This window comes from Olivibacter sp. EAT-5 (assembly GCF_044784325.1).
GTDB lineage: Bacteria > Bacteroidota > Bacteroidia > Sphingobacteriales > Sphingobacteriaceae > Olivibacter > Olivibacter oleidegradans.
The window spans coordinates 3,632,946-3,658,935 of record NZ_CP173028.1; the positions used below are offsets into that span (position 1 = coordinate 3,632,946).

Below are 25,990 nucleotides of genomic sequence, written 5' to 3' on the forward strand. Positions count from 1 at the left end.
ATATAAATAAATGATATGGAGAAGAACAACAAACACGACGTTATAATAGTCGGTGGTAGCTATGCCGGCCTTTCGGCCGCTATGTCCTTAGCTAGAGCGATAAGAAATGTACTGATCATTGATAGTGGTAAACCCTGTAACCGCCAAACACCCCATTCCCATAATTTTTTAACGCAGGACGGTAAGCCGCCGAAAGTAATTTCATCTATCGCTTTGGAGCAAGTGCTTGCGTATGATACCGTGAATTTCTTGACGGATGAAGTACTATTTGCCGCCGGGAAGAATGGGGCTTTTTTTGTTAGAACCGCTTCCGGCAAGCAGTTCGAAGCAAGCAAACTTTTGTTTGCTACCGGGTTAAAGGATATACTTCCAACCGTGAGTGGAATAGCAGAATGTTGGGGAATCAGCGTGATTCATTGTCCTTATTGTCATGGATACGAATATAGAAATCAGTCGACGGGACTGTTGCTAAACGGCGAATCTGTTTTGGAGAAGGCAAGGCTAATTCGTAACTGGGCTTCAGACCTTGCGGTACTTACTAACGGGCCATCTACTTTTGATAATGCGGACAAAGAAACACTTTCCAGAAATAACATACAGTTGATAGAAAAGCCGATAGCTTTGTTGAAACACTACGAGGGTCAGCTTGACCATATTATATTTGAAGATGGTACTGAAATTTCTGTTAAAGCGCTTTACGCACCTCCTCGCTTTGAACAACAAAGTCAAATTCCGAAAAATATAGGTTGCGCAATAACAAGTACCGGTCATATTGAAGTCAATAACTTCCAGCAGACTTCTATCCCCGGAATTTATGCTGCAGGCGATAATGCTACCATGTTTAGAAGTGTTTCTGCAGCTGTAGCTGCCGGCTCGATTGCAGGAGCGTTTATAAATCACGAATTAATAGGAGAGGGGGTGTAGATTACGATAAAGAAGCACTTTTTGAAAAATCCCGTAAAACCGTTATTTAAATGCTCCTTCCGTGTCTTAGGGTATATGTCTATGAACAGATTCTTATTGATAAGTTTGCTGTGTTTAAAATTTAAAGGAAGGACTTTCTGTTTTTCGAGGCTAAAGAAATAGAAAGGAATGCGAATCCATTAAAATAGAGGCTAAGAAATTTAAGAGAATTATTCGCCTATTATACTTATATAAAGGCAAGCTTTCGGCAAAAGAGTGAAATAAATATTAGAGAAGTCGATTCTAAAATTGACAAAAGTTCTTAAAAGAATATTCCCAAACGCGTAAAAAGATGTCGTATGTTTATGAACTGATTACCGGTTTTAGAACAGTGACTAGCAATGGTTGTTTGACAAGTTTCACGCTCGTGGAGGTTTGATTCGGTAGTAGGTTTATTCCGCATCGGAAAAGAGAGTAATAGCCCGAGCGCAATCATTATAGGCGTTGTGCGGAGTGAAAGAGTGTTATAATTCCTTGTACTGGTTACAATTTTGATGCGAGCGTTGTTGCGAAGCATAATATACAATATTTCCAGTAGTAATCATAAATATAATGCCTTTTTATTATCTTTCTAATTTTCAGCAATTTATGATTTTTTATTTATTGAATGAGTGTTCGAAATCGGACACTTTGTGTCCGATTTCGGACTTTTATCACTTTTTCTAAATCTGAGAAAAAATTGCTTATGTGTATTTTATACACTATCTTTGCGCTATCATAATTTAGGTTTATAATTGGTTAGTTAAAAGTCTTCAATCTCCCCGGTTGAAGACTTTTTTATATTAAAAGCTATAGTGAGGACGCGAAGATTTGTGCTATATTGTTGATTTCCTTGTCACTTAAGTGTTTTCCGGATTGTATAATGATTTGGTATTTGAAAGTGACGGATTTTCCTGCATCCAAAGAAAAGTTCAATTCTTCTTTTCCGTTACTCATGGCTTTCTGCCCCAATGGATTAGCTGCAAATAAACCATAACCCCTAGCGTGCCAATAGGTGGGATAGCCTACGTTTTTCGGATGGTCAATGATCACTATTGATATCGCTTCACGTCCTATTTTTCCATCCAAATTGACCCACCTACCACGTGTACCCCATACCTGATCACCCTCTTTTCCCTCACTACTACGGTACTTTCCGGTGACTTGGTTATTATCTAGCTGCGCAACTTCTGTGATGTTGCCGTTAGCATCTGTGAATTTGGCTGACTCATCTGAAGGATGTTCCAACTCCCGTGCCAAGCGAATTCCTAATAACCCTTCTTTGTTGTCTGTAAATAAAACATTTTTTTTCAGTGCTGTTAATGTTGTAGTGAGCTCGATCGTACGTCTACCACTGTCAGTAGAAAATAAATACTGTGTGTTCTCTTGTAAGATGGGGCTGCCGGTAGGTTCTTGCCAATATTTCGTTACTTCCATTAAAGCATGGTCGTTCGCAGTCTGAATCTTATTAACTTTGGCATGCTTAATGGTCCCGTATTGATTCTTTTTATCCGAAGGTATAGCGGTCGAATTGTTCCAGAAATCGAGACCATTTACGTCGCCGTAATTAAACCATAAACCGACATGGTGCGGATGATCCACCCGCTCCCCGGGTCTAGGATCGAATGGCCATCCTCTTGTGATAAAAGTACCTTCTGACGATCTTATAGGATAGAGTACCGGCTTCATCAATTCATCCGGATAAATATACGAGGTGAAAATCCGACCATCAATGCTAATATCTATTCTTTTTTCCTTTTTGTTCTCAACAATAGAAAAGCCTTTTTTTTCAACTTTGAAGCTGCTAACTAAGGCAATGCCAATAAACGCTAAAATGCTGATTTGTTTATTCATGATTAAGAATTTAACCGACCACGACTTCTTGTTTAGCGTCATCAAAGGAAACTCTTTTGCCTGTCTCCAATGCTATTCGCGCCATAATATTGGCCACACTGTGATTGTAACCGGCTTTAACAGATGCATTTGGTGTTTTTCTGCTACGTACACACTCCATCCAGTTGAGCATATGAAGCGAAGTCATTGGGTCGCTTCCGGTATTGGCAGCTGTTTCTATCTTGGTTGCGTTGGACAAGGTAAATGGTTGAAGCAAATTCGCTTGCATGCCCATTTCTGCAGCCATTTTAGCCGTTAATCCTCCCTCATCAGTCACTTGATTGGTGTCAAGATTTAACATGCCTGCATTAGAGTAATAAAGCTCTTTAATGCCGCCCGCCGAATTTGTAAAACGCGAGGAATAGAGCACCTGGAAACCTTTCGTTGGATCGTTCGCCGGGCCGTAATCCATGACAGCTGTAACCGTATCCGGATTTGTCCTGCCATCGTTCCACATGTAGATCCCCCCGTTGGCTGATACGCTACGCGGATGTTCGAGCCCGGTAAACCAATGGACCGTGTCAATTTGGTGAGACATCCACTGGCCAAAGATACCCGATGAATATGGCCAAAACAACCGATACTCTAAATATTTTCGGGGATCCCAAGCAACCTTGGGTCTGTTCATTAAGAATCGGTTCCAGTCCGTATCCTGTTCGCGAATTTCTTTAATTAGCTGTGGCAACCTCCACCGTCCCGGTTGATTTACATTCCAGGTCATTTCTACCATTTTTATATCGCCAAATTTACCTGATCGGATGTATTCATTGGCTGAAATATAGTTAGGAGCGCTTCTTCTTTGCGAACCCACTTGTAAGATTTTTCCGGTTTCATTGACGGCCTGTAGCACAACTTTTGCATCTTCCAAAGTTTCAGCCATCGGTTTCTCTACATATACGTCTTTTCCATTACGTACAGCCTCGGCTGCCATCAGCGCATGCTGAAAATCCGCGGTACTAATAATGACGGCATCGATATCTTTTTGTGCGTACATTTCGTCATTGTTTCGATAAGTTGCGATCGACGTGCCCGCTTTTTCCTTTATAAAAGCAACGGCCTCATCTCTCCTTCTATTCCAAATATCGGATACCCCTACAAATTCGAAATTTAGTTTTTTAGAATGATTCATAAAACTCGGAAATAAGGAGCTTTTAAAACGATTTGAAAACCCTACAATGGCAACGCGAACGCGGTCGTTTGCTCCCAAGATCCGCCCATAGCTTTTTGTGCTGAGTCCCATTGATGAAAGGCCTATTATCCCCGCACCGATTGAGGCCTTCTTAATAAATTCACGCCGGGAATTTTCATTTTTTTGTACCATAAGTTTATTGGTTAGTAATAATTAATATTGATCAATTCTCAGACAAGAGCATTCGCTCTTTTATTTTCCTTTCGTAGACTAATAAATGCGCTGTAATGGTTCATAATTTTTGGTATACCTAACGAAAGCCGCCTAAGTATAGCGATTCAGTAGTCTTCAATACAAGTATAATAACCTGTTCTCTTTAAAAAGAATATTCCGTGTGAAAAATCTACGCAAACGATATCGTTCATATTACCGGGGGATTAAGCAAAGATCACGACTTTGTTTGGCACCGAATTCTTCTAAGTCTCTAAGTCAGCTTGTGTGTAAAAAAAGTATGACAATTTGGGATTAAGGTGTTTAAACACTATTTTTGTTGAATCATAATTTAGGTTTATAATTGGTTAATGAAACCTTCAGTCTCCCCGGCTGAAGGTTTTCTTTTTGTCTATCTGTAGTCATTAAGAAAATTGGATATTCAGATCTCTACACTTGTCTTGTTCAGCGAAGACTTGCCTCGATTTGATACGCAAACGGCGCGAAATAATGCTGAAAGGGAGCGAATAGCCATACACTGTTCTTTTTTGTACTACATATTTTGATTAAATTTTGCATCTTGCATAATGGAAAAGTCGAAACCAAATACTAAGCACCTTGCATTTGATTTGCCAAAACTCCATAACTTAACCATGGCAGATCAAGTAGAACTTAAGCTGAGAGAATATTTTAAGAAAAAGGCCTTTAAACCAGGCGACTTATTGCCTAAGGAGTTGGAAATCGCTGCTTCATTAGGTGTTAGCAGAAACATTGTTAGAGAAGCACTCAGCAGATTGAAGGCGCTTGGCCTAATTGAAACAAAAAAGAAGCGCGGGATGGTACTGGCTGAACCCGATATTTTGGGGTCTTTTGAAAAAGTGCTTGATCCATTGATTATGCCCGATAGCACCCTTTACGACATTTTTGGACTACGGCTGGTTTTAGAAATGGGATTAGCTGATGTTCTATACATGTATAAAACAGATCAGGATATACAAGAGCTTGAGAAAATTGTAACAAAGGAAAAGCCTGACAGTGAAAAATTCAGAATAAAAAATGAGATAGCTTTTCATGGTAAGCTTTATGCCATGACGAACAATCATACGCTTATGCGTTTTCAGAGCCTGCTTTTGCCGTTATTTGACTATGTGGTTGCCTTTGAGAAAGATCACTATAAACCTGGAGGAGTGTCTCATGCCGATCTGTTACAAATTCTACGGGAGGGCACTGTGGAAGATTTTAGAAAGGGAATGCGTCTCCATCTTGAGCCGCATTTTGCTTGGTTAGAGCATCTCAAAAATAAGTAAGTAGGCGAACGACCGGCATAAAACGAAATACTTAGATCGGATTTACAGCTTGGCTCTTATGGATATAAGTGTAGCGTTTCTTCCAACAGTAGATCCGACTCCTATTAACAATTTTTAACAAGTACCATGCTAAACCATTCTTTTCCGTTTGACTCTATACGTATAAATAAAGTGATTATTAAAATTTATTGAGTATGAAAAGAATGATTCTAGCTTCCCTACTATTCCTCAGTATGGGAACCATCGCATTTGCCCAGCAAAATCATCGTAAGAGGGAATTTAAAACGGCAGAAGAGAGAGCAAAAAGGCAAACCGAGCGACTTGCTCAAGAACTTTCTCTATCAGAGGAACAGAAAAAAGAGATCTATGCCATCAATTTGGATAATATGAAGAAGGTTGATGCCGAGCATAAAGAACTTATGCAAAAAAGTATGAAAGAGCGAGATGAAAAAATAAGTGAGCTCTTAACGGAGGCACAAAGATCAACCTATCAGAAGCTTAAAAAGGAAAGATTTCAGAAAAGGAAACATCGTGAATCACATAGGGGCATGGGGAAGTCTGCAGAAGAAATCCCGCAATCATAGTTGAAGTCATAACATAAATCAATGGCTTTCGATCAGAAAATCGAAAGCCATTGATTTATGTTATCTGTATAGTTGACAAAGTCAACTATATTTGGCTATATTTGTAAAAAAAGCTCATGCAAACAAGCATTATAGAAGAAGTTCGTGTATTTAATCGTTTCTATACAGATTTTATAGGCTTATTGAATCAGTACTTACTTGACAGTGCTTATTCTTTGACAGAAGCAAGGATAATATACGAAATATTTACAGCAGGAAATATACAGGCATCGCAGATTATGGAGATCATGCATATTGATAAAAGCTATTTAAGTCGGATCTTGAAACGATTGGAAAAGGAGGGGATTATTGAAAAGAGGAAATCAATACAGGATGCTCGAGGGATAACGATCACACTTTCGAAAAAAGGAAGACAAGTTTTTGAGCACTTAAACCGGGCTTCGAACGAGCAGGTAGAAAAGCTGCTAACTCCACTTAAAAGTACAGAGGCTGAGGCCTTAGCTTTTCATATGAAAGCGATTGTGAAAATCCTGAAAGTACATTCATAGTAATCGTATAAATGAATAGAAACATAACGATCAGAACCAACTTATTGCCAGGTGATTTAGGATATATAGCTTATATGCATGGACAGCTATATGCTCATGAAATGGGCTACGGATTAAATTTTGAAGCATATGTTTTGGAGGGCCTGAGCGAATTTGCTAAACAATATAATCCTGAAAAAGATGGTATTTGGATTTGTGAAGATGCCGGTAAAATAGTAGGATTTCTGATGGCCTTCGTCCGACAAGATAAGGTGCAATTGCGCTATTTTATCTTAGCGCCCGCCTATCGGGGTTTGGGATTAGGTCAAAAATTGATGGATTTGTTTATAGAATTTATGATGAATAACAATTATAAAAAGGCCTATCTATGGACAACCGATGAACAATTATCTGCGATCTCACTCTATATGCGTTATGGCTTTGTATTAACTGAAGAATTTTCTTCAGAGACCTTTGGTAAAAAACTGATAGAGCGCCGCTACGATTTAAATTTGATGGTAGTTAAAGAATAATCATAGTTGTTTACATTAAATGAATAGCTGTGATTATTCTTGTTCCTATTGAATAATACAAACGGACAAGCGCCTCCATTTTTTATCGACCTGTGTTCCTTTTTCCCGAATGTGAGAAATTTTTCGTTGCTTTTGTCGTTCTTTCGGCTTGTTAACAATCCGTTAACAATGTTTAAAGTGTTGTTTATCAAATGATTACTTTTATTTTTTCGTGGGAGCCACTTGCAAGCCTTGTAAATCACAAAATTATTACAGTTGTTTGTGGTGTGAATGTCAAGGCGCAATAGTTTTGAGATTTGTAAAGAACCTAAAATAAATAACATGTAACCTAAAAATTATATTATGAAAAAAACATACATTTTATACTAAAGCTAAATCGTTTTAATTATCAGTTATTGTATTGACCTAATTTGTGAAGCTTATCAACCTTGCTGGAATCGTATGGATGTTGTCATCATACTGACTGATTATTAATTCACCACCGAAAATTAAAATTGAAAATTCAGTTCACTGGGTCTGCTATGGTTTTTCCAAAGCAGAAAAGGAACCATATGGCCAATATTTAAGTGATATAACCTAAATAATACATTATGCCAAAAACAATGCATGTGAGATGGTATTATAAAGTAGCCATTTTCTGTTATAGCATTCTTTTCACCCTAAGCGAGGGATCTGCAATGACTATTCAGGATAGTCTAGCCGTGGATAGCGTTAAGGCCTCTATTGACACGGTGCATCGAGAAACATCTGTCGAATTTACCGATCGTGCAGTGAAAACCGTTGGATCTACTATGAAAGAACTTACCGTATATCCTGCTGTGTCGCTTCAGCAATCTTTGAAGGGACAGGCACCGGGACTATACATTCAAGAGACGAGCGGAGAGCCTGGAAGTCTTCAGCAAATGTATGTACGAGGTGTTCCTATGCCCATACTGTCGGCAAAGGAAATTTATCAATCACAACCTTTGATTGTATTGGACGGTATTCCACTAATTGGAGAGCATCCTTTCGCTTATGATATCAAACAATATGATTTCAATCGAATTGGTCCGGCAACTAACCTGCTCACCAATATTGATATGAATAATATTGCTTCTGTACAGGTATTAAAAGATATGGCCGGCATGGCCTTATATGGTCCAATGGCTGCAAACGGAGTAATTTTGCTGACTACTAAACAAGTAGGGAGTAAACGTAAGATAAGCGCCAATGCTTACTTCGGATTTGCACAAAGGCCGAATGTGACGACGATCAATGGAGAGTATGAGAATGCGTTTCGGCAGCAATTTTACGATCTATATACGACAACAGGTAAATATTCCGCCGATGACGTCTATCCGCTATATCTCAGCGATTCATTGAATATGGATTACTATGGTCCTTCCAATTGGACAGACACCTACTATCAAAATGGCTTGCAACATGCGATTACAGCCGATATCTCAGGAGGATCGGATCGCGCAAATTTTAGATTTTCGCTAGGCAATTTGCGGAATGAGGGAATTGCAGATGGAACTGGCTTGGACCGCTATAGCGCTATGTTTCATCTGAATATGAAGCCGTTGAAATGGTTATTGTTTTCTGCCATGATTAATGGGAATCGTTTGGATAGACAGCGTAATCACAACATGCGGGATCGTTTTGCTGAAATCGGGTACATGCCCGATTTGCAGGCACCTTTGGCACCCAATAATGACGTCTATAGTCAGTATACAAGTCAGTATGATAAAGGTTTTGATAATAATTATACTAATATCATTCAGGGTAACGCCAAATTGGTATTCGACTTTAATAAATTCAAGTACACCACCCGCTTAGTAGTGGATTACAACGAAGGTTATCGTGATATATTTTATCCACGACCTTTGTTAGAGGGAAACAGTTATGCCTCTAATTACTATGGTTTCAACCAGCGGTTGATTTATGACAATTTCGCGAGTTTTGACTGGCAAATAGATGATCATCAGCAACTTTTTCTGCAGGCAGGAAACGTCTTGCAATGGGATACCTATAAGTATAATTACGCCTATGCCTATAAAGGGGTAAATGATTTTATCAAGCTAAATTTACTCAATTCCGATCCTAATAGCGACGACTATTTGTTGCCAACAGCCTTTCCGCGACAATTAGTTTATAAATTTCTAGATCGTACCAAGCAGAATCTGGTTTCTTTTTATGGAAAAGCTTCCTACAAATACGATGCTTATACCCTGTCTTTATTACTACGAACCGATGGCTCATCGAATGCACAACCTACTAATCGCTGGTTGTTTACACCCGCACTTTCATTGGGATGGAATATCAAAGAAGCTTTGCTGGAGAACGATCTACGGTGGTCAACTTTCAACATGCGTCTAAATGCAGGCCGTTTAGGGCGACTGAATGCCTTTGACAATTTTTCACAAGGGCCATCGTATACGGCTGACGTGACTTTTACCGGCAATGTAACTACACCTGGATATAATGCTTTTGCGGTTTTAACGAGACCGTATAATTTTGGCTGGGTAGGCTATGGCATACCCTGGGCCTATACAGATCAGTTGAACCTAGGGCTTGATATCGGTTTGTTTAAGGATCGGATTACCGCGTCAATCGATGGTTATATTAAGGAAGATAAGAATCAACTTTTAGGTATTCCCGCCTATGCAGAATACGGTTATAATCTGTCGTACGAACCGGGAATGACCGTACGAAATACAGGAGTCGATGTTCTTTTGAGTGGTGAAATTCTAACGAAGGCGAAACAGAAATTAGGTTGGTCATCTTCCCTCAACTTTAATTTCAACCAAAATAAGCTGAAGGCTCTGCCGAGAGGTTTGGACAAGCTGATTATCGGTAATCGATTACTTCAAGTTGGGGCTCCTGTAGATCAATATTGGTTGTTCATCAATGATGGTATATATGCTGCCAATCAAGACGTACCACAAGTAGACGGTATTACGCGCACGTACAACGGGATTACCCTTCAGGGAGGCGATCCGAACTGGCGGGATTTAAATGGCGATAACCGAATAAATGACGAAGATAAATCACTGATGGGGAATATCTTTCCGAAAGTAGTTGGTGGATTTAATAACCAATTCAGCTATGGAAACTGGTCGCTCGGTGTTAATTTCTATTTCAATTTAGGAAGAAAGGTAGTTAACGAAGAAATGGCTAACCGTTTTAACTTTATTAATAGAGAAGGCGTTGTTGGTGTCACTTCTATAAAGGAGATTACCTTTTGGGAAAAGCGAGGTGATTATAGTAAATATCCGCTTTATAATCCCTGGAGTACGGTCATTCCATACCACAGTAATCAAGATCTTTTCCTCGAAAACGCTTCATTCTTAAAATTGAGAACGGTGTCGATAGGATATGACCTGAGTGATTGGTTAAAGCGGAGATCTTCAAAGATTGATCATTTATATATCTATGGGACTGTGAATAATATCTTCACCATCACCCCATACAGTGGGCGCGATCCGGAACTGATCAATTACACAGGATACGACTCAGGGTATGGTATGGCTATCCCCTTAACTTACACCATTGGACTCAAAGTAGATTTATAACCTAGCTAAATAGTGATATGATTTGGAGAAATAGAATATATAGAAACGTGCTAACGCCGCTCTTCCTAACGATTTTACTGGCATCTGGCTGCAAAAAGATGTTAGATGTGGATTCGACGCGTGTGGTAAATGAAGAGAATATGTGGAGGAATATGGAAGATTCCAGAGCAGCTCTGATTGGTGTTTACGGTTTGGTTCGGGCTGCCTTGGCTGATTATAACGCTTATTGGATTTACGGTGACGTTCGTGCCGGTGATTTTGTTGCACCAACGCGGCAGGATCTAAAAGCAATTATCGCGAACCAACTGACGGCTTCATATCCTGCAATTGAAGCCATGTCAAATTGGAGAAGATGGTATGCTGTTGTTAATGCTGCCAATGTTTTTTTGGAACGTATTCATGAGGTCAAAGAGAATGACGAGCGTTATTCCGATAATAATATGACTGTCGATATTGCGCAAATTAGATTTCTAAGGGCCTTCGCGTATTTCTATATGGTTCGTATTTGGGGGGATGTGCCCTTAATTATTTCATCTCATGACGGTGACTTCCAAAACAAAGCCCGTGATAATCAGGACAAAGTACTCACTTGGGCAGAACAGGAAATGTTAGCTGCAGCTGCAGACCTACCCTATCTCTATAGCTTAAGCGATGAACAACAATTAGGCGACTATTACAATGAAAGTGCTGGTCGCTGGTCCGGCGCACTCGCGCGTAAACTTACAGCTTATGCTTTGCTTGCGCATTTAGCGGCTTGGCAGGGAAATTATCCCGATGTGGCCACCTATACCAAGTTTATTATGGATAATTATTCCAAAGGGCGTATGGGATATACAAGCACAGGCGATTTGACCAATGCAAACGGTTTTTTCTTCGGAAAAAGAGATAATCATCTTTTCGGTTTTAATTTTGACTGGGGGCATGTAGACGCCTCGTTTACCGGGCATTTAGAAGAACTTACGCTTGCTGCCCCGGTTGTAAACAAAAGTGTACCGGATATCTACTTAACAAAAGATTCCATCTTATCTGTTTTTAACGAAATTGGAGACGAACGATTTAGTTTAGATACCTTAGGCAATCCCCTTACTGAAAACTATTTTACCAACTTCAATGGTAAATACCCCATTTTCAGTAAAGTAAAATGCATCATGGGCGGTTCAACGGCTGATCCTAGTTTCCGAATCTTTTCAAGTGCCATTGTTTTAACTCGATTGGAAGATATTACGCTGTTAAGAGCTGAAGCACTGGCGGTGTTAGGCGAAAGAAATGAAGCCGTTGAACAGTTAAATGTAATCCGTGAATTACGTGGACTTGATCTGTATAATGAAACAGCCAATGGCAGTCTGATCGACGCCATTTTTAAGGAGCGAAAGCGGGAGTTGATAGGCGAGGGGCATCGATGGTACGATTTAATTCGCTATAACCGCATTCGCAATAACGATCCTGCATTCGCGAAGCTTATTAATGAAGGGGGGATTTATTGGCCTATTAACAGGTCGCTACTATCACAGAACGATCAACTGGAACAGAACGCTTACTGGAAATAAGTATAATCATATGAATAACGTTAAGAAAGCTTATTTTTTCATATTGGCATTAGGTATTATGAGCCTTATGTGGGCTTGTAAGCAAGAAGACGGCTATTACGATCCGATTATTGCCGATAAAGGGTACGATGGGGATGTTTACGATTATTTAAAAAGTAAACCAGGTGTTTATGATTCGCTGTTAAAAGCGGTAGATCGTTTACAATTGGAGCGTACGTTGCGCGATAGCGATATTACACTTTTCGCTTTATCCAACGCAAGCTTTCAATTGGCCCTAACCAATTTGAATAACCTCCGTAAACTAAATGACCGCCCGAGTGAATATTTATCAAGCGTCGATGGCAATCAGTTGGATACAATGCTTAGCCAATATATCATTCGAGGTAAATATATTTCTGATTCACTCGCTACGCAGGATGGATTACGACTATATGGCGTAAAATACGGTTACCCTATGCATGGGCGATTAATTAAGACCACATCGTCCGGTTATGTAAATGGTGGCCCTACTGTCATTCAAATAAGTGACACAAAAAGAAGCCAATTTGAGCGTAACTGGGTATCCACCACAACAGGTTCAATTAATTTAAAGACCAAAAACGGTATTGTGCATGTAGTGAGTGCCGATCATGTTTTTGGGTTTGACGATTTCGTTAGCCGTTTAACCTACGTCCCCCCACCTCCAAACTTATTTAAAACCATTGGAGGTAAAGACACTGTTTCAAGGGAAAATAGTGGAGGACCCAATGCTGTGGAAGCATCGAAATATGCGTTTGATGGCAATCCCGAGACTAAATACCTAATTGGTGATATGGGAAGCGTATGGTTGCGTTTTGAATTAAACGAAGCTGCTGCAGCAAATGCCTACACCATTACATCGGCAAACGACTTCTCGGAACGAGATCCAATCGACTGGAGCTTGAAAGGTTCAAACGATGGTACAAATTGGACCATCTTAGATTCACGAGCGGGCGAATTATTTGATCAGCGATTCCAACTACGTGTATTTAGGATTTCCAATAAAGTGGCTTATAAGTTCTATCAATTGGATATTACCCGTGTTAGAAGTGGCGGTACGATGCAGATGGCAGATTGGAGTGTCAATAGAGAAGAAGTCAAGTAATCAACAAATAAAGATACCATACATGGATAATTTGGTTAAAAAAGTAAAATTACAATGGGGCAATCCCCTGTATTCTGTGTTGGGAATCATGATAGTAGCCTTTGGTTTGCAGGGTTGCGAAAAGTTATATGATTTACCGGAAGAGCAAGAGTTTCTGAGTCCGAACATCAACTATCCCAGTCAGATTTTTGAGCCGATAATTGGACGTACCAGCGAACTGGGAGCTCCAAATACAGATAACTCTACCAAACCATTAAAGTTTGAAATCGTTAACGCCCGATATGGTGATGGGCGTCCGGTAACGGATATTTTTCAACTACGGCCTACCTATGTGTGGACGGGGGAGTACACAGGTATTGAAACTTCTCTGGAAGAAATTGAAGCAAAGCGAAAAATAGAAGAAAGACCCTTATTTGAGGTTCAGGAATCCGGGAAATTCGTGCTTTGGGGGGCATCGACTAACGAGTTGATCACTCCTAGGCCAGCAGATAGCAGTAATCTCGTGCAAGACAGACGTTACTTTGATTTAAAAATAACGAATGTAGGTGGAGAGCGAATTATCCGCGATTTTCAATTGATTCCTTGGCGGGAGCTACCATATGAACCAAATAATGACATCAATCGGTATACCGGAGGTGTAGCACCTGATCCAAAAGATCCCAGGAACCCTAATAAAAGGGACTACATCCGTCCTTCACTTACAAATGTCATCGGCGCAGAGAGCAACCGTAATCTGGTAACTAATGATGATCAAAAAGATGTGGTTGTTTATATCCGTCCTTTTGAAGGTGGCAATGGGCATAACCTGCGTTTCTCATTTTGGGGCCCCGACTCTACGGCAATCAATCCTGCTAAGTTTAATGAAACGCGTTGGAACGATTTGGTACATGGCTTTAATCGGGTTAACACAACTGAATATGTGCAGTACGACGTGGCATACCCTATTCCCTTGACAACAGTGGCTACAAAATACACTACAGGTGGTAGTGCAAAATTGGAATTTGCTTATTCAAGATTAGGTTTTAATAACGTCCGTACAACTGCTTACATCGGACTTAATTTTAAAATTTTTAGAGAAGGTGACTGGGAGATCATCTTCCACTTCAGACGCGAGCTTCCAAAATTCGAAGACGAATAAATCAGAATAGGAATCATATGAAAAGTTTTACGCATTATCTTATACGCTATATTACCGGTAAAATGTTATCGGTAGCTAAGCAAACTTTTTTGACGGTAACCCTATTCTTGGTAAGCGGGTTATTTTATCAACTCTATGCCCAAACAGTCGTGTCCGGAGTAGTTTACGACCAGAAAAAAATTACCATTCCGGGAGTAACTGTTATAGCTGGAAATCCACCTAAGCCCTTGGCGTCCACAAATGGAAGAGGAGAATTTAGAATAAGTGTTCCGAATGGTTCAACCCTGGTATTCAAATTCATGGGATACATAGAAAAGAGGGTAACGCTTAAACCGGGACAAACAACGGTAAGTGTGGTGATGGAAGAAGATCAAAGTGCTCTTGAGGAAGTAGTGGTCAGGGGATTTGTCTCCCGTTCGAAGCAGCTAAGTACAGGGTCATCTGTCACCATTAGCGGAGACGAAGTAAAAGATGTTCCTGTAGCCAATGTGGAGCAACTACTACAAGGAAAGGTGCCGGGACTTAATATTCAGGTAAACACGGGAGCCCCTGGTTTTCGCGGATCGACGCAAATTCGGGGTCTTTCTACGTTAACGGTATCGGGGAGTGGCAATGAATCTTTCCTTCAGCCTACCTCACCCTTATATGTAATTGATGGTGTACCCTTAGATGCAGATGGTGCTTCTGAATTTGGTTTTCAACAACAAGGGCCTGGGGTAAGTCCTTTATCCATGATTCCACAAGAAGATATTGCCAGTATAGAGATCCTGAAAGATGCGCAGGCTACTTCCCTTTACGGTTCCATGGCCGCTTATGGAGTAATTATCATCACAACGAAGCGTGGTAATTCAGAAATCCCTCGAGTACGGTATACGAATAATACCTTTATGAAAGCGCCACCTGCCTTAAGAGCTACATTGGGAGGAAATTTGGAAAGGCAGTTGAAGATTCAGCAAATCTTGGCTAATGCAAGAGGCGAAATTAATCTTGACGACTTAATAAAAACGCCGTTTTTGTCAGACAGCTTAAATGCTTATTATAATAATTCAACAGATTGGCAGTCGCTTTATTACCGTACTACTTATAATCAAAGCCACAATATAGCGATAGATGGTGGAAATCCAACCTTCAACTATAAAGCGAACCTTGGTTATTTTACAGAAAAGGGCGTTATCAGAAATACCGGATTCGATCGCTATAGCGCCAACCTCCGTATGGAGTATGCACCGAATGAGAAATTTAAATTCACTGGACAGATCAATGCGCAAATAGGTAAGCAAAATAAAGGAGATGGGGCCGGACTATTACAAACAGGTGTCGCCGATGGGGGAGCAACGTCCACTTTAATGCCCGGGCCTTCCTTCTATCAAGCAAACGCCGATTATGTTGGGTCTTTACGAACAAAAAATAATAATGACGTTCGTGTGATCCGACCCGTCGCCGAAGTGAGTTATAGCATTTTTCCCGGCTTTCGTGCAACCACTTTTTTTAGCTACGAGTTTAAGTCGTCTAATGAAGATACCTTTACACCAGCGGCCGCTAATAATCAGTTTGCTAAAGTCTATGCTTTTAATGGCCGTGAATCAAACCTTTATAGTCGTACCAATTTAACTTATGCCAAAACCTTCGGGGATAACCATAATATTTTCATCAATGCTTTCAATGAGATTCGCAAAGGCGATCGTCAAAACTCCATCACGCAACAAGAACGTACTCCCAACGATCAATTTCAGGGGCCATTGGGTTTTGATGGCTATTACTCACGAGGAGGAGGAATTTTGACTAATTTCTTAGACGAACGTGCGGTGTCTTTTGCTTTAGCTACTTCTTATGATTATCAAAAGAAATATGTCGTGGACCTATCTTACCGATTGGATGGATCGTCAGGGAATGGTTTTGACAACCTATACTCCAGAAACCCAGCTATTGGTCTACGGTGGAATTTTGATAAGGAGGAATTTTTAGACAATTGGGATTGGCTAAATATGGGGGCTTTACGCTTAAGCTGGGGTATTAATGTGATTCCGAATGGCACACTCGAAAGAATTTATGGAAAGTATGATATTACGGGTAATTATAACGGGCAGCAAGGGATTGGGTTAAATTTTGATCAGATTCCCAACCCAAATCTAAAACCAACCACCACTACACAGTATAATGCCGGGCTTGATTTTTCTTTATTCAATAATAAAGTAGATGTAATTTATGACACCTATTATAAGAAGGTAGATAACTTATTGTTTGAAGAAAATCTTTCGAATACTGTTGCTTTTGGTAAATTAATTAGTAATGACGCCGGTATTGTGAACTACGGACACGAACTATCGTTTACTATCCGCCCCTTATCGCCCAGTAGTCCCTTTAACTTAATGGTTACGGTCAACGGAGCCTATAATCGGGATGTGCTGCTCAAATTGCCTGCACATTATGGCGGACAGTTTATACGGTTCGAAACCAATAGTGGCAATCGAGAGACTTATTTACAACACAATGTATTTCGTGTAGGCACGCCATCCCTTTCCAATTATTTGTTGATTAATGAGGGGGTATATGCTACAGATGATGATGTGCCTATTAATCCGGCTACCGGACTACGCTATAGCGTTAACGGACAACCTTTTCGTGCGGGGGATCCCATTATCAAAGATCTGAATGGAGATTATGTGTTAGATGCAAATGATTATGCACGTACAGGCAACGCCTCTCCCTTGTTTACCGGCGGTTTGGCAACCAATATTACCTACAAAGGTTTTGGTTTGAATATCAATGCTTCTTTTACAGCAAAACGTACGATTTTAAATAATGCCTTAGCCGATCGTTTTAACTTGATGAAAAATCCATTTGGATTAAAGGCAGTTATTCCGTTAGATGAATTCGATATGTGGCGTCAACCTGGTGATATAGCGAAGTATCCTTATGCCTATGACTATAGCCGTATTGAAATTGTTAACCCTTATCGCTATGACCAAACCCTTTGGGCAGAAGATGGCTCCTATTTAAAGATCAATAATGTTGTGTTGTCCTATATGTTTGATAAGAAACTGGTTCGGAGTTGGGGCATTAACAATTTAAGAGTATACGTATCAATGGATAATGTTTACACTTTTAGTGGTTATTCAGGTCCGAACCCCGAAAATGTAACGACCATGGGGCGCGATATCTCCGAAGGTTATCCTGTACCCCGTACCTATAATATTGGATGTAATCTAGAATTCTAAACCGATCGTTATGAGAATGCTTAATATAGTAAAGATGAGTAAAATAGGTTTGTTGACAATGCTGATTATAACGGCTTCAGCATGCAAAGACTATTTAAATGTGCAGCCCTTAGATCGGCTTACAGGTAATAATTTTTACCAAACAAAAGAGGACGTTGAGGCAAATATTGCGAATATGTACAGCACATTTTTTGATAAAATCAACGAAAGCTGGGTTATCGGAGCGATTGGTGAGGCGCGAACAGGCGAAATTGTAGCCAGTCCGGGAGGCAACAGTTACAATGAAAGAAGAGTAGTAGAAGTGTTGGGTAGAAATCAATTGCTTACGGCAATCAATAATGCTCCCTATGCAGGTTTTTATAACTATTATCGCATTACGGATTGGTCGGGTTATTATCGTGTTATTCAAAGCGCTAATATATTAATAGACAAATTAAATGAGGGCATCGCCGCGCTAAGTACTTCGGATACGCAACGGTATTTGGCCGAAGCAACTTTTATCCGCTGTTTTACTTATTTCTGGATGGTACGGCTATACGGTGACGTTGTTTATTATACCGCTCCTTATCAGGCGGATCCCCTTCCGAGAGAGGATATGGTGTCTGTCCTAAATAAATGTATTGCCGATCTAGAGCCGCATAAAGATAATATGCCCTGGGTGTTTCCTGATGCGGCACAACGCGGAGCACGAGCCAGCAAAGGAAGTATCGTTGCACTCCTTATGCATATGAATATGTGGAATGCAGGGTTTGATCCAGGGCGTGCCACAGCTTACTATCAAAAAGTGACTGCTTTAGGTCAAGAGTTGGTAAATAGCGGTGCTTATCGCTTGCTTGACATGGATGATGATGGTTGGGCCGCTGTAACGAAGGGGCGTTCGGAAGAGAGCTTATTTGAATTTTACCGAAGTATAAATTACGGCGATAACGTCTCTAATTTAGCACCTTTTGGCGATCATTTTTTGCGCTGGCCTTATAAATTCCCCCGATTTAATAATCAGTTAAGTCATTGTTACTATCTATCAACCTACATGCAAAAGCTGTTTCCTACAAGCGATGCAGATAAACGTAAAGATATTTGGTTTGAAGACATGTTGGCGGATAATGGACAATTTGTAGCAAGAAAGTTCGGTTTGAATGTTTATGCTTCCGGTAATGAAGATGAAAACCCGGATAATACTTTTTTGATTTTCCGCTATGCCGACGCCATATTGTTATGGGCGGAAGCTTTAGCCAACTTAGGTAATGAAGGCCAAGCGATTGAGGCGGTGAATATGATCCGTACGCGGGCCGGAGCCTCTTCCTATGCCGGCATGAGTGGCACTGCATTGAAAGACGCCATTTTTATGGAACGTAATAGGGAGCTCTTTGGCGAAGGGCACCGCTACTTTGATTTGGTGCGTACACGACGTATTATGAGCTCTGCATGGCTTGCATGGCCGCTTAACCAAGATCAATTTACGCGGAGAGCTTGGACCTGGCCTGTTAGCACAAACGCACTGGTAAACAATCCTTATATGGTCTTGAATGAATATTGGCTGCCAGGTGGTGGTGGAAATTAATCATATGTTGTAATAAAGCTGTCTTTAAAATGAAAAATTCTTGCATAAGATCAATCAAGCATATTGCTTACTTCTTGTTGACACTCTTAATTGTCACAGCCTGTAATAAAGATGATTATTATACAGATGGAGGCTTGGCTAATCCCCATTTTAATGGCACGATTATGCAGTATCTTGATTCTAAACCCATGGAATTTGATACCATCGCGCAGATTGTCCGTTTAGCGGGATTGGAAGAAACTTTTAATACAGAAGAGTTCACATTCTTTTGTCCTAGAGACCGCGATGTCAAGGAGCTGATTGGCGATTACCGCAACGGCGGAGCGAATACAGAGCTCTATACGTTAAATCGTGACACGATAAAAACCTTAAGCGATGTCGATTCTTTGATTTGGCGCAAATACATGCTCCGTTATATGTTCAAAGGAAAAAATCTGCTGGCAGACTATCCGCAAATTGATTTTAATGTCCTCAATATTTATCCGGGACAAAATTATTATGCCTATGATAATTCCGTATGTAATATAGGAGTTGTGTTTAACGACGCTGCGAGCAGCGATGGAAAGTCGGTGTTAAAATATATGGGCTACCGGCAATTACATATCTGCTATATTCCGAATTTGTCTTATCCGGATGTTTGGATAGTTGCTAAAGTAGCTTCGTCTGATATACAGCCAACAAATGGTGTAGTACATGCGCTGGACTATACTTCTTCGCTATTCGGTTTTAATTCACTTGAGGTAATAAACGATATCGTTGAAAGCAAGCGATAGATGAAGAGTAGATTAAATTAAAAAATAACATGATCATGAGTTCAACTATCTACAAGTTTAAAGTTTGGTATACATTCTTTTTCTGCTTTTTCGCTCTCGCTTGCACAAAGGAGGCAGAACAGTTCAGTGAACCTTATCCCGATGGAAAAGCTGCTTTAGGAATTACTGTCGATCGTGCTAAAACGCCCTCACCAGCTTCCGGATTACCGGGCATAGAAGTGAATATTGAGGCTAAAGGTTTGCTTCCTCATAAGGATCAACTGGTTTTCCGATTTAATGGTGAGCAGGCCGAGATTAAAGAAGTGACGGATGCCGGAATTTCAGTAGTGGTGCCTGATTATGCCAGTACGGGCATTACCACCATTTCCGTGGGCGATGTGGTTGTCTTTGGGCCTGAATTTACCGTGGAAGGTAAAATTAAGATTGATCCGACCTTTGTTGCGACACAAGGGGCAAATGGTGCGGTTGGTGATATTTTATTTACAAATAATGAGAAAATGGTGATCGTAGGCGGTTTCACTAACTACAATAATAAAGGGATTATCCGTCCCATTAACCGCATTGCACAGGCCTTTTTAGACGGCACTTACGATGCAGGCTTAAAATCAGGTACCGGTGCCAACGGCTATATCAGTGCCATTACACAAGTTAACGATAAATATTTTATTGGTGGCAGTTTCTCCGGTTATGCACAGCGAACCAGTAACATTAGCAATTTAACGATGCTTAATAGTAATGGAAGCGTTGATACGATGGGCGTGCATACATGGAGAAGGCCTGATCAAAATGATACCATACAATACTTCCCCCGATTTAATGCAGGTTTTGACGAAGGTGGAGTTAATCGTATCTATAGTGAAAATGGCAAGTTGTTAGTGACCGGTAGTTTTCGTTATTATGTCAGTCGGCAATATGATAAACCGAATTTCTTAGAGACCCGAGATACCATTATCGTTGATAGCACAGAAGTGAGACAGTTTGCCCGATTGAATTTAGACGGCACATTGGACAAAACCTATCGTTTTGATATCGGTACCAACAAAAGTTTAACAGGTGGTAACGGATCTATAGATACCTACTATCATCAGGAAGGTCTATTGAAAGGTAAAATGTTAGTCTTTGGCAATTTTAACCAGTTTGATGGCGAACCTGCTAACTATATCCTTCGCTTAAATGCTGATGGTACCATTGATCGAACATTCAATGCAGGCGGTGCAGGTTTTGATTTTCAGACCTATTATGCCAGCTATAATAACATAACCCATAAATATGTGGTATGTGGCAATTTCAGAACCTATAACGGGCAGCCGAGGGTAGCCATGGCCATGCTAAACGATGATGGTACATTAGATGAAGCCTTTGTTCCGAGGGTATTCGAAAACGGTTTACCTCGCTTTGCTAAACAGCTTAGTGATGGGCTGATCGTAGTAAGCGGCACATTTGTTAAATACGATGGTAAAACGAGAAATAGTTTCATGGTGCTGAATCCCGATGGTAGTTTGGCTGCTGGTTATAATGCCGTCGGAACCTTTAGTGGCGACCTATACAATGTATTTGAAACGGAGTCGGCCGACAAAAAACGAGCCTTATTGTTAATTGGTAGTTTTTGGCAGTTTGATAGTAAAGATGCTGCTAACATAATTAGGGTGCTTATTGAATAATTAGTGCCAACATACGAAGTCAAATTTGAAAACATTATGATGGAATTAAAAAAGATACTTTCAGGGATAAAAAAGGTGCTCTGGCCCTTATCTGTATGGAGCGTATTAGCTATTTTGTTAACTAGCTCTTGCCAGCAGGAATTTGAGAAGACAATTCCAGACAAGATGCATAATGACTCCGTTGATGTAACTTATGGTAAGCCCAAAGTTTTATACATCATAGCAGATGGTATAAGAGGACAATCAATACAGGCGATCGAGGCCCCTAATATCAATGGGTTATTAAACCACGCTATCTACTCTTGGGTTTCTTTGGCTGATGAACAAGCAACACAGCCGGGAACTAACTGGGCTAGTTTGTTTACAGGGGTGGCAAAAGAGAAACATGGGGTGATAGATAATGATTTCAGTACCAATAACTTTGATACTTATCCCTTAATTTATGAGCGAATAAAACAAGCCGATTCAACCACGAATATTCGCGTATTCACTACCTCAAGCGTGTTTAAAGATAACTTAACCACTGATACGGATGAAAGTCAGCTAGTTGCCGACGACGATGCGGTCAAATCTGCGGTCGTTACCGCTCTGCAAGCGGAAAATGTAGGGTTTATTACTGCGCACTTCAGCAATCCTGATAAAGTTGGTTCGGCGGTCGGATATGATGTATCAAAACCAGCTTACAGAGATGCTCTTATAGCTTTTGACACTGCATTGGGAGATATGTTAAATGCGTTAAAAGAAAGGCCAACCTATCAAGAAGAAAACTGGCTTATTGTTGTCACATCAAGTATCGGGGGGGAATATCCAATATCGGAAAATGATAATACTGTATTTAGTAACCCTGTAGCGAATACATTTACCATATTCAGCGCATCTCGCTATAATCGACGGTTTGTTAGCAAACCTTTTATCGGTAACCGATTTCAGGGTGACTTTGCTCGTTTTCAAGGACAACGTTATGCGGAATTGGAAACAGGTGATAATACAGTGTACAATTTGGATACTGGCGCTTTTACTATTGAGTTGAAAGTTAAAAAGAACAAAGCGATCAAAAACATTTACCCAAGTGTACTCGGTAAGCGCCCGGAATGGTCATCGGGATGGGCCTCCAATGGTTGGGTCGTTTTCTTGGAGAACGATTACTGGATGTTCAACGCCCGGGGTACAGGGGGCGGTGACCAAGTGAAAGGAGGCACACTAGCTGATGCCAGTTGGAGCAGTGTGGCGGTAGTGGGAGTTGTGCGCGATGGAGAACGCTTTGTCCGTACTTACACTAATGGAGCTTTTAATACCGAAGCTAGCATACAGGGTTGGGGTAACCTAGATACGAATGCACCCCTAAAGATAGGTTATATTAACGGTAATGGCCACGGAGAACCGGACGTTTACGTAGCCGATGTGCGAGTTTGGAAAGCGGCTTTGCCGGATGACGTGATTGCACGCTATGCCTGTGAAATAGGCGTCGACGAAAATCATCCTTATTATGATTACCTGGCCGGTTATTGGCCCGTAGCCAATGACACAGATGGTACCGTCCGTGATGAAGGGCCTTTTGGCAATCATTTAACAATGACATCAGACGATTTTAGTTATGATCGGTTAAATGAGTATCTGTGTGCGCCAACTACAGCCGACTTAGGTTCTCAGGTACCAAGAACTTTTGATGTACCGACACAAATCTATACATGGCTTAAAATATCACGGCAAGAGAATTGGCAGCTAGATGGTAGAACTTGGTTAGATCAATAGACTGAACCTTTTCAATAGAACGATTTTAACGATGGAAAGATATGAACAAAAGATACAAACTTACTAAACCACTTGTGTTTATTGCTTTGCTTTGCACGATGTCAATTTCCTGTAAAAAGGAGGGACTGGATAGTTTTGCATTAAACCGCAATGTTGCTACGACAGTATCTGCGGGTGAAATCGCAGGTGAAATCGTGAAAAATAGTGATGAAGTGACTATCCCGATAAAAGTTACTTTATCATCCCCGGCGACAAAAGCTTTTCAGGTTGGTCTGCAGTTAAATGCAGATACAGTGATCCAATTAGTAGAGAGCGGTAACCTGACCGATGTCTACGTATTACCTTCAAATGCGATTACCTTACCGAACGCGGTAGATATCGCTTATGGAGCTAAGGAAGCTACTTTTGAGGTGAAAATCGGCCTTTCCGGCCTCGAGCGCTTTTTTGGTCATAAAGTAGCATTAGCTTACGACTTGGTTAATCCCGGTAAAGGAAATACGATTGGTTCAGATAAATCAGGAATAATTGTTTTTAATACCAACGATATTCTAAAGGAAGAGGATATCCATTACGTGTCTATTACAAACGGAGGTGGCACGGTGTTGGAGGTGCGCAATCGAAGGAATTATAATGTTACCTCTGCCGGGATAAATATTCCACTGGGAGTTAGTTTAGCAGGGACACCCGGGAATTTCTTTACGGTAACAACCGGTGTCAATACAGATAGTATAGCAAGCTTAGTTGGCCAGGGTATTTTACCGGAAAATACCATTGCCCTTCGTCCGGATCAATATACACTTAATGAGACCTATCAGGTGGGTAGTAACCTCAGCCGCGCTGCTATGGATTTAATTGTTCCATGGTCTACCATTGAAGAAAATGCCGATCGTACTTTGGCATTAGTTGTTAAGTTAGCGGCAACATCTAGGCATCTCTTAGATCCAACGAAAAGTCATGTTGTTGTGCTTGTCCATCCGCAATATGTAAGAGAAGTAGATGTAACTGCTACGGGTACCTTAAGTGTAGACCACGATAATTCAAATGCCAATGAGAACGCGGCAAAACTGATTGACAACAACATTAATACGAAATTTTTACAGCCAGGTTTTGTGGGTAGCAGTTGGTTTCAGCTAACTTTTTCGGAACCACAGCTTATCGGTGCATATACGATTACCTCAGCTAACGATGCTGCGGATCGAGACTTAAAAGATTGGAATCTGCAAGGCTCGGACGATGGGTCGATCTGGATCACTTTAGATACGAGAGCAGGGGAGACCTTTGCGAATCGCTTCTTAACCAAGCGTTACGATTTCGAAACAGCAAAAGCGTATAAATATTATCGATTGAATGTTACCAATAACAATGGCAGCGGCGTTATTCAGTTGGCTGAATGGCGGCTTATTCGAGTTCCATAGCGGACGCGTGTTCATGTTATCGACTAATATAAAAAAACAAAGGAATAGCTATTGATTATGGAAATACAATTCAGGAATTTGCTGGGGACAATTTTCCTCGCTGTAACACTGTGTGCGGGTTGTAAAAAGGATGAGAAAGAGATTGCACCTGAACCAGAGGGACCTAAGCCTACCGCAAGCTTTACAGCTTCGCAGGTAGCAGATGATGATCCGTTTACTTTTGATTTTGAAAATGAGTCAACGAATTTTTCAGTCGTTCGTTGGGAGTTCGGAGACGACAGTAGCTCTGTCGAAACCTCACCGGTACACACTTTTTTAAAAACGGGAACATTTACCGTTTTAATGCGTGTAGAGAATGAAGAAAAATACTGGGCTCAACGGGAGAAAATTATCCAAATAAACCCAAACCGATTGATGGAAATGGACACCCGTCCTACGGGAACCGGAACCTTGGATTTGGCAGTTAATACCGGAGTAAATTTAAGCGAAGTCAGCTGGTATAACGGAGCAACGGCTACAGGTACTCCTATTTCAACTGAACGCGAAGTCAGCATCCCTGTGGAGACAGGAAGGTTTGATTATTATACACTACAAGGAAAAACACCTAAAGGATCGGTTTTGCAAATTACGCGCTTGTTAACTGATTTGGGCATTGTTAGAGACGTAACGGCAGATGGCGTGCTTTCTGTTTCAAGAGATAATAATGGCGGGCCCGATGGGGGAGAGGGATCGAAGAAATTGGTGGACAATGATATCACGACTAAATTTTTGCAGTCGGATTTCTCGGGTGATCTGTGGTTTCAGCTGGAATTCTATAATCCTGTTGTGCTAGGTGGTTATACCTTTACATCAGGCAATGATGCAGATGGTCGCGATCCGCTTAATTGGCGTTTAGAAGGATCAAAAGACGGTAGCAATTGGACCGTTTTAGATAGACGTGAAAACGAAGATTTCCCCGGAAGGAGAGAAACAAGGACCTTTACTTTTGCTAATTCAACCGCTTATAATTTTTATCGTATATATGTGACGGCGGTGAATTCAGGTTCCCTCTTCCAACTATCCGAATGGCGGGTATTATCGTTGCCGCAAACTTAAAAGTTAATGCTTCAGATTCCTAAACAAT

Annotated in this window: 18 protein-coding genes; 16 read left to right on the forward strand and 2 right to left on the reverse strand. The window is 40.7% G+C overall.

From position 1 onward, the window contains the following. The first annotated feature begins 15 nt into the window (after nt 1–15). A complete protein-coding gene (locus ACH11B_RS15010) occupies nt 16–924 on the forward strand; it encodes an NAD(P)/FAD-dependent oxidoreductase (RefSeq protein WP_377609765.1) in 909 nt (302 codons plus the stop codon). An 828-nt stretch (nt 925–1,752) separates the two neighbouring features. On the opposite strand, the gene ACH11B_RS15015 is transcribed toward ACH11B_RS15010, so the two are convergent. Beyond that, nucleotides 1,753–2,796 carry a PmoA family protein gene (locus ACH11B_RS15015; protein ID WP_377609763.1) on the reverse strand — a complete coding sequence of 348 codons (1,044 nt, stop codon included), beginning with the start codon at nt 2,794–2,796 and terminating at the stop codon, nt 1,753–1,755. Between the two features lie 10 nt (nt 2,797–2,806). Then, nucleotides 2,807–4,156 (reverse strand): Gfo/Idh/MocA family protein, encoded by a 1,350-nt coding sequence (locus ACH11B_RS15020; RefSeq protein WP_013666008.1) that lies wholly within the window; start codon nt 4,154–4,156, stop codon nt 2,807–2,809. 671 nt (nt 4,157–4,827) lie between these two features. Between ACH11B_RS15020 and ACH11B_RS15025 the strand changes: the two genes are divergently transcribed. The 15 genes from ACH11B_RS15025 (at nt 4,828) to ACH11B_RS15095 (ending at nt 25,962) form a co-directional block, all read left to right on the forward strand. Then, entirely contained in the window at nt 4,828–5,481 is a 654-nt protein-coding gene (locus tag ACH11B_RS15025) for a FadR/GntR family transcriptional regulator (RefSeq protein WP_242627358.1), read from the forward strand. A gap of 194 nt (nt 5,482–5,675) precedes the next feature. Then, on the forward strand, nt 5,676–6,065 hold the full coding sequence (locus tag ACH11B_RS15030; protein ID WP_377609761.1) for a hypothetical protein: 390 nt from the start codon (nt 5,676–5,678) through the stop codon (nt 6,063–6,065). Between the two features lie 116 nt (nt 6,066–6,181). Beyond that, nucleotides 6,182–6,613: a MarR family winged helix-turn-helix transcriptional regulator gene (locus tag ACH11B_RS15035; protein ID WP_013666011.1), complete on the forward strand. Its 432-nt coding sequence runs from the start codon at nt 6,182–6,184 to the stop codon at nt 6,611–6,613. A gap of 11 nt (nt 6,614–6,624) precedes the next feature. Further along, the gene (locus tag ACH11B_RS15040) at nt 6,625–7,125 is read left to right on the forward strand and encodes a GNAT family N-acetyltransferase (protein ID WP_377609759.1); all 501 of its coding nucleotides are present in this window, start codon (nt 6,625–6,627) and stop codon (nt 7,123–7,125) included. 590 nt (nt 7,126–7,715) lie between these two features. Continuing rightward, a complete protein-coding gene (locus ACH11B_RS15045) occupies nt 7,716–10,679 on the forward strand; it encodes a SusC/RagA family TonB-linked outer membrane protein (protein WP_377609757.1) in 2,964 nt (987 codons plus the stop codon). A 17-nt stretch (nt 10,680–10,696) separates the two neighbouring features. Then, the gene (locus tag ACH11B_RS15050) at nt 10,697–12,226 is read left to right on the forward strand and encodes a RagB/SusD family nutrient uptake outer membrane protein (protein WP_013666015.1); all 1,530 of its coding nucleotides are present in this window, start codon (nt 10,697–10,699) and stop codon (nt 12,224–12,226) included. Between the two features lie 10 nt (nt 12,227–12,236). Then, nucleotides 12,237–13,349 (forward strand): fasciclin domain-containing protein, encoded by a 1,113-nt coding sequence (locus ACH11B_RS15055; protein WP_013666016.1) that lies wholly within the window; start codon nt 12,237–12,239, stop codon nt 13,347–13,349. A 22-nt stretch (nt 13,350–13,371) separates the two neighbouring features. Then, entirely contained in the window at nt 13,372–14,487 is a 1,116-nt protein-coding gene (locus ACH11B_RS15060) for a DUF5007 domain-containing protein (RefSeq protein ID WP_013666017.1), read from the forward strand. Between the two features lie 17 nt (nt 14,488–14,504). Further along, nucleotides 14,505–17,705 carry a SusC/RagA family TonB-linked outer membrane protein gene (locus ACH11B_RS15065; protein WP_377609754.1) on the forward strand — a complete coding sequence of 1,067 codons (3,201 nt, stop codon included), beginning with the start codon at nt 14,505–14,507 and terminating at the stop codon, nt 17,703–17,705. Nucleotides 17,706–17,715: 10 nt separating this feature from the next. Next, nucleotides 17,716–19,266, forward strand: a complete 1,551-nt coding sequence (locus tag ACH11B_RS15070) for a RagB/SusD family nutrient uptake outer membrane protein (RefSeq protein WP_013666019.1) — start codon at nt 17,716–17,718, stop codon at nt 19,264–19,266. Nucleotides 19,267–19,295: 29 nt separating this feature from the next. After that, nucleotides 19,296–20,039 (forward strand): hypothetical protein, encoded by a 744-nt coding sequence (locus tag ACH11B_RS15075; RefSeq protein WP_377609751.1) that lies wholly within the window; start codon nt 19,296–19,298, stop codon nt 20,037–20,039. Between the two features lie 35 nt (nt 20,040–20,074). Continuing rightward, nucleotides 20,075–21,700, forward strand: a complete 1,626-nt coding sequence (locus ACH11B_RS15080; protein ID WP_377609749.1) for a DUF5008 domain-containing protein — start codon at nt 20,075–20,077, stop codon at nt 21,698–21,700. Nucleotides 21,701–21,736: 36 nt separating this feature from the next. Next, nucleotides 21,737–23,452: an alkaline phosphatase family protein gene (locus ACH11B_RS15085; RefSeq protein ID WP_377609747.1), complete on the forward strand. Its 1,716-nt coding sequence runs from the start codon at nt 21,737–21,739 to the stop codon at nt 23,450–23,452. A gap of 41 nt (nt 23,453–23,493) precedes the next feature. Next, nucleotides 23,494–24,867 carry a discoidin domain-containing protein gene (locus ACH11B_RS15090; RefSeq protein WP_377609745.1) on the forward strand — a complete coding sequence of 458 codons (1,374 nt, stop codon included), beginning with the start codon at nt 23,494–23,496 and terminating at the stop codon, nt 24,865–24,867. A 57-nt stretch (nt 24,868–24,924) separates the two neighbouring features. Next, entirely contained in the window at nt 24,925–25,962 is a 1,038-nt protein-coding gene (locus ACH11B_RS15095; protein WP_130857656.1) for a PKD domain-containing protein, read from the forward strand. Nucleotides 25,963–25,990 lie beyond the last annotated feature (28 nt).

What these genes read in the sequence shown, in the direction of transcription:
- ACH11B_RS15010 (WP_377609765.1), top strand. Translation starts at nt 16, where the DNA reads ATGGAGAAGAACAACAAACACGACGTTATAATAGTCGGTGGTAGCTAT.
- ACH11B_RS15015 (WP_377609763.1), bottom strand. Translation starts at nt 2,796, where the DNA reads ATGAATAAACAAATCAGCATTTTAGCGTTTATTGGCATTGCCTTAGTT.
- ACH11B_RS15020 (WP_013666008.1), bottom strand. Translation starts at nt 4,156, where the DNA reads ATGGTACAAAAAAATGAAAATTCCCGGCGTGAATTTATTAAGAAGGCC.
- ACH11B_RS15025 (WP_242627358.1), top strand. Translation starts at nt 4,828, where the DNA reads ATGGCAGATCAAGTAGAACTTAAGCTGAGAGAATATTTTAAGAAAAAG.
- ACH11B_RS15030 (WP_377609761.1), top strand. Translation starts at nt 5,676, where the DNA reads ATGAAAAGAATGATTCTAGCTTCCCTACTATTCCTCAGTATGGGAACC.
- ACH11B_RS15035 (WP_013666011.1), top strand. Translation starts at nt 6,182, where the DNA reads ATGCAAACAAGCATTATAGAAGAAGTTCGTGTATTTAATCGTTTCTAT.
- ACH11B_RS15040 (WP_377609759.1), top strand. Translation starts at nt 6,625, where the DNA reads ATGAATAGAAACATAACGATCAGAACCAACTTATTGCCAGGTGATTTA.
- ACH11B_RS15045 (WP_377609757.1), top strand. Translation starts at nt 7,716, where the DNA reads ATGCCAAAAACAATGCATGTGAGATGGTATTATAAAGTAGCCATTTTC.
- ACH11B_RS15050 (WP_013666015.1), top strand. Translation starts at nt 10,697, where the DNA reads ATGATTTGGAGAAATAGAATATATAGAAACGTGCTAACGCCGCTCTTC.
- ACH11B_RS15055 (WP_013666016.1), top strand. Translation starts at nt 12,237, where the DNA reads ATGAATAACGTTAAGAAAGCTTATTTTTTCATATTGGCATTAGGTATT.
- ACH11B_RS15060 (WP_013666017.1), top strand. Translation starts at nt 13,372, where the DNA reads ATGGATAATTTGGTTAAAAAAGTAAAATTACAATGGGGCAATCCCCTG.
- ACH11B_RS15065 (WP_377609754.1), top strand. Translation starts at nt 14,505, where the DNA reads ATGAAAAGTTTTACGCATTATCTTATACGCTATATTACCGGTAAAATG.
- ACH11B_RS15070 (WP_013666019.1), top strand. Translation starts at nt 17,716, where the DNA reads ATGAGAATGCTTAATATAGTAAAGATGAGTAAAATAGGTTTGTTGACA.
- ACH11B_RS15075 (WP_377609751.1), top strand. Translation starts at nt 19,296, where the DNA reads ATGAAAAATTCTTGCATAAGATCAATCAAGCATATTGCTTACTTCTTG.
- ACH11B_RS15080 (WP_377609749.1), top strand. Translation starts at nt 20,075, where the DNA reads ATGAGTTCAACTATCTACAAGTTTAAAGTTTGGTATACATTCTTTTTC.
- ACH11B_RS15085 (WP_377609747.1), top strand. Translation starts at nt 21,737, where the DNA reads ATGATGGAATTAAAAAAGATACTTTCAGGGATAAAAAAGGTGCTCTGG.
- ACH11B_RS15090 (WP_377609745.1), top strand. Translation starts at nt 23,494, where the DNA reads ATGAACAAAAGATACAAACTTACTAAACCACTTGTGTTTATTGCTTTG.
- ACH11B_RS15095 (WP_130857656.1), top strand. Translation starts at nt 24,925, where the DNA reads ATGGAAATACAATTCAGGAATTTGCTGGGGACAATTTTCCTCGCTGTA.